We start from the raw sequence: 6,484 nt of genomic DNA, 5'->3' as shown, positions 1-6,484 counted from the left end.
AGGCTGCACCGGCTTTATCAGGTAATCAGCCACATTTAATTCAAATGCCTCTACCGCATAATCTTTTTTTACAGTTGTGAAGATGATCACCGGGCGCTTCTTTCCCAGGTTACGGGTCAATTCCAGGCCGCTCATACCAGGCATTTCGATGTCCAGTAACAGGAGATCTATTTTTTCTTTCTGTAGAAAATTATAGGCTTCCATCGCGCTGCTGCATTCACCTGCTACGTGCAGCTGCTCCACATGACTGGCCAGTTGCTTCATGGCAGTGCGCGCCAGCTTGTTATCATCTACTATCAGGCAATTCATGCGGCTAATTTAAGTACAAATCATAATATAAAATCATCCCGGCCGCAACTGCGATGCAGTTTTTTCCGGTTGCGTTTTGTGTTTAAGTTTTACATTTGTAAAGATGAAGTGGCTACTTTACATATTAAGCTGTTACATCGTGCTGTTATCGTGCATTCCCTGCAACGATTACCAGGCGGCAAACAACGGTGTGGCTGTACAGCTTTCCACTTCGCATGATCACGAAACACAACCGGACTATTGCTCTCCGCTCTGCGTATGCAGCTGCTGTAATGTACAGGCCACGCCTGCAGCGGCGGTAGCTGTTTATTTTATAGCACAACGGGTGATGATAGACTACCCGGTATTACCCCATAACCCGCTTCCTTCTTTACCAGGCGCCATCTGGCAGCCCCCGCAGCTGGTTTAATACGTTTTACAGATGTTTTTGCTATGAGCATATCCGCGCCTTTTACCGGTGCAGGTATGGCTATGGTACTTCATTTTATTACTTATTGAATCAATCATGCTGGATAAGATCATTCGTTTCTCTGTGAGGAACAAATTAATGATAGGGATATTTACGTTTGCCCTGGCGGCATTTGGCGTTTTCGCTTTGTTACGGTTGCCGGTAGATGCAGTGCCGGATATCACCAATAACCAGGTACAGGTGATCACGCAATCGCCCTCGCTGGCGGCACAGGAGGTAGAAAGACTCATTACCTTTCCTATTGAACAAACCATGGCCGTAATACCGGAAATGGCGGAGATCCGCTCCATTTCAAGGTTTGGCCTGTCGGTGGTCACTATTGTATTTCACGACGATGTAGATATTTACTGGGCCCGGCAACAGGTGAATGAAAAACTGGGCGAAGCCAGGGCCAATATACCCGGTGGTATCGGCGCCCCGGAAATGGCGCCTGTTTCCAGTGGCCTGGGGGAAATATACCAATATGTATTGCATCCCCGGAAAGGATATGAGGAGAAATTTGATGCGCGGGAACTGCGTACCATACAGGACTGGTATGTAAGACGGCAGCTGCTCGGCACTCCCGGCGTAGCGGAAGTAAACAGTTTTGGCGGGATGCTGAAACAATACCAGGTAACACTGAACCCTGATAAACTCCGCAGCTACCGCCTCAGCATCGCTGATGTGTTCAACGCCATGGAGCGCAACAACCAGAATACCGGCGGGGCTTATATCGACAAAAAGCCCAACGCTTATTTCATCCGCAGCGAGGGCCTGATAGCCAGCCTGGCGGATATAGAAAAGATAGTGGTGAAGAATACCCCGGAGGGGCTACCGGTTCTGATCAGGGATATTGCCACCGTACAACTGGGCGACGCCGTGCGTTATGGCGCGCTAACCCGCAATGCAAACGGAGAGGCCGTGGGTGGTATTGTAATGATGCTGAAAGGAAAAAACTCCAACGAGGTGGTAAAAGCCGTGAAAGCAAGGATCACGGAGATACAAAAAACATTGCCGGCAGGCGTAGTGATAGAGCCCTTCCTGGACCGCAGTCAATTTGTAGGCAGGGCCATCGGTACGGTACAGAAAAACCTGGCAGAGGGAGCGCTCATTGTCATTTTTGTGCTGGTGCTGTTCCTCGGTAACCTGCGTGCAGGGCTGATTGTAGCCTCTGTAATCCCCCTGTCGATGTTGTTTGCCATTTCCATGATGTACCTGTTTGGCGTATCCGGCAACCTGATGAGCCTCGGCGCCATTGATTTCGGACTGATAGTAGACGGGGCGGTAATTATTGTGGAAGCCACCCTGCATCATCTTGCAGGCAGGAATAAAACCGGGCAGCGACTGCGTTTATCGCAGGCGGAAATGGATACGGAAGTTGTTGATGCCGCCAGCAAAATCCGCAGTACTGCAGCTTTCGGCGAAATCATTATCCTCATTGTATATCTGCCTATCCTGGCGCTTACGGGTATTGAAGGCAAGATGTTCCGGCCAATGGCGCAAACCGTATCTTTCGCCATCCTGGGCGCCTTTATCCTGTCGCTCACCTACGTGCCGATGGTATCCGCGCTGGTGCTGAATAAAAACCTGGATAATAAAGTGACGGTGGCCGACCGTATCATGCGCTTCTTTCAGCGTATATACGCTCCCGTTATCCGGGGCGCATTGCGTGCAAAGTCCCTGGTAACGGCAACGGCTATACTGCTTTTTGTGACTGCCTTATTTTTATTTAGTAAGATGGGGGGAGAATTTATACCCACCCTGGAAGAAGGAGATTTCGCAGTGGAAACACGGCTACTCACAGGCAGCTCCCTGTCGGAAACCATCGATAAGGTAAGCCTGGCATCCGGCATCCTGATGAAGCAGTTCCCGGAAGTGAAAGAAGTGATCGGCAAAATAGGCGCCGCAGAAATACCTACCGACCCCATGCCCATGGAAGCCTGCGACCTCACCATTTTGCTCAGGCCAAAGAAGGAGTGGACCAGCGCCCGCAACCGGGAAGAATTGGCCAACAAGATGCAGGAAGCCCTGGAAGCCATCCCCGGCGTGAGTTTTGGCTTTTCACAACCCATCCAGCTCCGGTTCAATGAGCTTATTTCAGGCGTGCGCCAGGATGTTGGTATCAAGATATTCGGAGAAGATCTTACCACGCTGGCATCACTGGCAGAGAAAGTAGGCCGCATTGTGAACCGTACGCCCGGTGCGAAAGATCTGTATGTAGAGCAAACCGGCGGGTTGCCGCAGATCGTGGTAACGGCCGACCGGGATAAGATAGCCCGCTACGGTCTCGATATCGCCACCATTAATCAAACCATTAATACTGCTTTTGCCGGTCAGAGCGCAGGACTGGTATATGAGGGGGAGAAGCGGTTCGACCTGGTGCTGCGACTGGATAAGCAAAGCCGGCAGCAGCTGGCGGACGTACAAAACCTGTATATCACCACCCCGTCGGGCAGCCAGGTGCCATTGCAGGAGGTAGCCGAAGTGAAAATGGCCACCGGTCCCAACCAGGTACAGAGAGAAGACGCTAAAAGACGCACTATTGTTGGCTTTAATGTGCGCGGTCGCGATATTGCCAGCGTGGTGGAAGATATTGAAGCCGCCATCGGCAAAGAAGTAAAACTACCCGCGGGTTACTTTATCCGCTACGGCGGTCAATTCGAAAACCTGAAGGAAGCCAATCGGCGTTTAGCCGTTGCCGTGCCGGTGGCGCTGCTGCTGATCTTTGGCCTGCTCTATTTTACTTTCCATTCTGTAAAACAATCACTGCTCATATTTACCGCCATCCCCATGTCGGCCATAGGAGGTGTTTTTGCATTGTTGCTGCGCGGGTTGCCGTTTAGTATCTCCGCCGGTGTGGGATTTATCGCCTTGTTTGGCGTGGCGGTATTGAACGGCATCGTATTGATAGGGGAGTTTAACCGGTTAAAACAATCGGGTATGCGGGACCTTAACAACGTGGTGCTAAACGGAACGGCTACACGATTACGGCCGGTGCTTATGACCGCGTTCGTAGCCTCCCTGGGCTTTTTGCCAATGGCCCTCGCTACCAGCGCGGGTGCGGAAGTACAGCGCCCGTTAGCCACCGTGGTTATCGGAGGGTTGATCACCTCCACCTTGCTTACCCTCCTGGTATTGCCCTGTTTGTACATCTATTTTGAGAAAGGCTTTTCAAAACATACATTATGAAGATCCGGATATTAATATGCCTGCTGTTGCCGGCTATGGCCATGTCGCAATCACAGGCGCTGACCATGGAAAAGGCTGTGCAGCTTGCATTACAGCAAAACAAAGGTTTGCAATCGGCAGATGCGTCTGTTGACTACTACCGCAAAATGGCCCGCTCCGGCGGCGAGATCCCGAAAACAGATGTGAACCTGCAATACGGGCAAACAAACAGTTATGTGTCTAACGACAACAACTACAGCATAACGCAAACTATTCCTTTCCCTACCGTATTCGGCGCCAGGAAGGCGCTGAATAATGCGCAAACGGAAAAAGCAGTTTGGTTCAAAGCAGTAACACAAAATGAGCTGGTATACCAGGTGAAGCAGGTATACGTACAATTGCTGTACCTGCAGGAGGTAAAGTCGCTGATCATGGAGCAGGACAGCATCTTCACGGGCTTTGTGCGCAGTGCGGACCTTCGCTACCGCACCGGCGAAAGCCGGATGCTGGAAAAGATCGCCGCAGAAGGCCGCCTGAATGAAGTGAAAAACTCCCTGCGCCAGAACGAGGCAGACCTCAACATTTATACAGCCAGGTTGCAGGCGCTGCTGGGTATCAATACCCCTGTGAGTATAACGGAAACGGCTATACCGGATGCCACATTGCCACCGGCAGATGATTCCGTTGCCGTAGCCGCCAATCCGCAGCTGCAATACCTGAAACAACAGGTAAGCATTGCCGGAAAACAGAAGAAGCTATACAAAGCCGCCATACTGCCGGATATCATGGTGGGCTATTTTAATCAATCGTTTACCGGCACCCCGCTGAATGCATCCGGAACGCCACTGGCCACCAATAGCAACCGTTTCCAGGGATTCCAGGTAGGACTGGCATTACCCATCTGGATGGGGCCATTGAAAGCAAAAGTAAAGGCGGAGGAAAAGCAGGAGCTGGCTGCCAGCTTGCAGCTCGATAATAATATGATACAGCTGCAATCACAGTATGAGCAAGCAGTGCAGCAGTTTATTAAGAACAGGAACAGCCTGGAGTTCTACCAGCGTACCTCACTGCCCAATACGGAGCTGCTGCTGAAACAATCGGAGAAGTCCTACAGGAGTGGCGATATCGGCTATGCCGAATATTTTCTTAACCTGGAGCATGGGCTTACTGCCAGGCAGGAATACCTGCTGGCCCGTAACGAAGTAAAGCAGGCGGAATTATATATGGCCTACCTGGCCGGCCGGCAATAAGCTGCGCCCGTTATGGCATTCAGCCTGACTATCAGAAGGCATTGCGCGCTGTCAACAACCGTGAACAAATGGCCGGTCATCTATCTAAAAAAACTAATTATGCAATTAATAAAAAAACATATAGCCTTTACCGTTATCACCGCATTTATGCTTGTTTCCTGTGGTCCAAAAAAAGAAGCCACAAATACAGATACGCATGATCATGAAGAAGAGCCTGGTGTGGTGGAGCTTACGGCGGCACAGTTTAAAACTGCAGGGATCACTTATGGAAAACCTGAAAACCGCCAGATCAGCGGCGCCGTTAAAGTAAACGGGCTGCTGGACGTGCCGCCGCAACAGCAGGTGAGCATTTCAGTGCCTATGGGTGGTTTTATAAAACAAACCAGCTTACTGCAAGGGATGCCGGTAAAAAAAGGACAGGTGATTGCTGTACTGGAAAATCTCGATTATATCCAGCTGCAGCAGGACTACCTGGAAGTTAGCAGCCAGCTGGAGTATGCGGCAACAGAACATAACCGCCAGCAGGAACTGGCCAAGGAAAATATAAACGCCCTGAAAACATTGCAGCAGGCAAAAGCCAACTGGCAAACGCTGCAAGCCAAAGAGAACGGGCTGCGACAAAAATTATCCATGCTCAATATCAGCACAGCGGCCCTACAAAATGGGAACATTCAGCGTACCATCAATGTTTACGCCCCCATCAGCGGCTATGTAACGCAGGTGAATGTAAACCTGGGCCAGTTTGTAACCCCGGCAGATATACTTTTCCGTATCGTAAATACCGAGCACCTGCATGCGGAGCTGACCGTATTTGAAAAAGATGTACCCCGCTTAAAGATAGGGCAGCTGGTGCGTTTTACACTTGGCAACGAAACAAAGGCACGCACCGCCACAGTGCACCTGATTGGCCGGGAAATAAGCCCCGAACGCACAGTAAGGGTGCATTGCCACCTGGAAGAGGAAGACACCCAGCTACTTCCGGGGACCTACCTGCAGGCAATGATTGAAACCGGCGCCGCCGCCGTAAAAGCATTGCCAGATGCCGCCGTGGTGAGCTTTGAAAACAAAGCCTACGTTTTTGTGAAAAGGCCGGGAACCGACAGTACTTTTCACTTCAATATGCTGGAAGTGCAGAAAGGGAACAGTGAGCAGGGGTATACGGAAGTGATATTCCCCAAAGCCGCGCCGGAGGAAGTAGTGGTAACAGGGGCATACGACCTGCTGGCCAAACTAAAGAACAGCGGCGAACATGAAGGACACTGATGCCTTCCAATAAATCCTGCACACACTCATCTTATATAATTAAATT

At 50.7% G+C, this 6,484-nt stretch carries 5 protein-coding genes; 4 read left to right on the top strand and 1 reads right to left on the bottom strand.

Going from position 1 to position 6,484, the window contains the following annotated elements; translation table 11 throughout:
* A partial coding sequence (locus VN105_RS29095) for a LytR/AlgR family response regulator transcription factor (RefSeq protein ID WP_325646892.1) occupies window positions 1-309 on the bottom strand: 309 nt, incomplete at its 3' end.
* Window positions 310-412: 103 nt separating this feature from the next.
* Here VN105_RS29095 and VN105_RS29090 point away from each other — a divergent pair.
* From VN105_RS29090 to VN105_RS29075, 4 genes are all read left to right on the top strand, one after another.
* The gene (locus VN105_RS29090) at window positions 413-718 is read left to right on the top strand and encodes a DUF6660 family protein (protein WP_325646890.1); all 306 of its coding nucleotides are present in this window, start codon (window positions 413-415) and stop codon (window positions 716-718) included.
* A gap of 96 nt (window positions 719-814) precedes the next feature.
* Window positions 815-3,946 carry a CusA/CzcA family heavy metal efflux RND transporter gene (locus VN105_RS29085; RefSeq protein WP_325646888.1) on the top strand — a complete coding sequence of 1,044 codons (3,132 nt, stop codon included), beginning with the start codon at window positions 815-817 and terminating at the stop codon, window positions 3,944-3,946.
* The gene (locus VN105_RS29080; protein ID WP_325646886.1) at window positions 3,943-5,175 is read left to right on the top strand and encodes a TolC family protein; all 1,233 of its coding nucleotides are present in this window, start codon (window positions 3,943-3,945) and stop codon (window positions 5,173-5,175) included. The genes VN105_RS29085 and VN105_RS29080 overlap by 4 nt, the downstream gene beginning before the upstream one ends.
* Before the next feature lie 99 nt (window positions 5,176-5,274).
* Window positions 5,275-6,438, top strand: a complete 1,164-nt coding sequence (locus tag VN105_RS29075; protein ID WP_325646884.1) for an efflux RND transporter periplasmic adaptor subunit — start codon at window positions 5,275-5,277, stop codon at window positions 6,436-6,438.
* The last annotated feature ends 46 nt before the right edge of the window (window positions 6,439-6,484 follow it).

The sequence above is a fragment of the Chitinophaga sp. genome (assembly GCF_035564935.1).
Lineage (GTDB): Bacteria > Bacteroidota > Bacteroidia > Chitinophagales > Chitinophagaceae > Chitinophaga.
This window is presented reverse-complemented; position numbering and strand designations above follow the sequence as displayed.

What these genes read in the sequence shown, in the direction of transcription:
- VN105_RS29080 (WP_325646886.1), top strand. Translation starts at nt 3,943, where the DNA reads ATGAAGATCCGGATATTAATATGCCTGCTGTTGCCGGCTATGGCCATG.
- VN105_RS29085 (WP_325646888.1), top strand. Translation starts at nt 815, where the DNA reads ATGCTGGATAAGATCATTCGTTTCTCTGTGAGGAACAAATTAATGATA.
- VN105_RS29075 (WP_325646884.1), top strand. Translation starts at nt 5,275, where the DNA reads ATGCAATTAATAAAAAAACATATAGCCTTTACCGTTATCACCGCATTT.
- VN105_RS29090 (WP_325646890.1), top strand. Translation starts at nt 413, where the DNA reads ATGAAGTGGCTACTTTACATATTAAGCTGTTACATCGTGCTGTTATCG.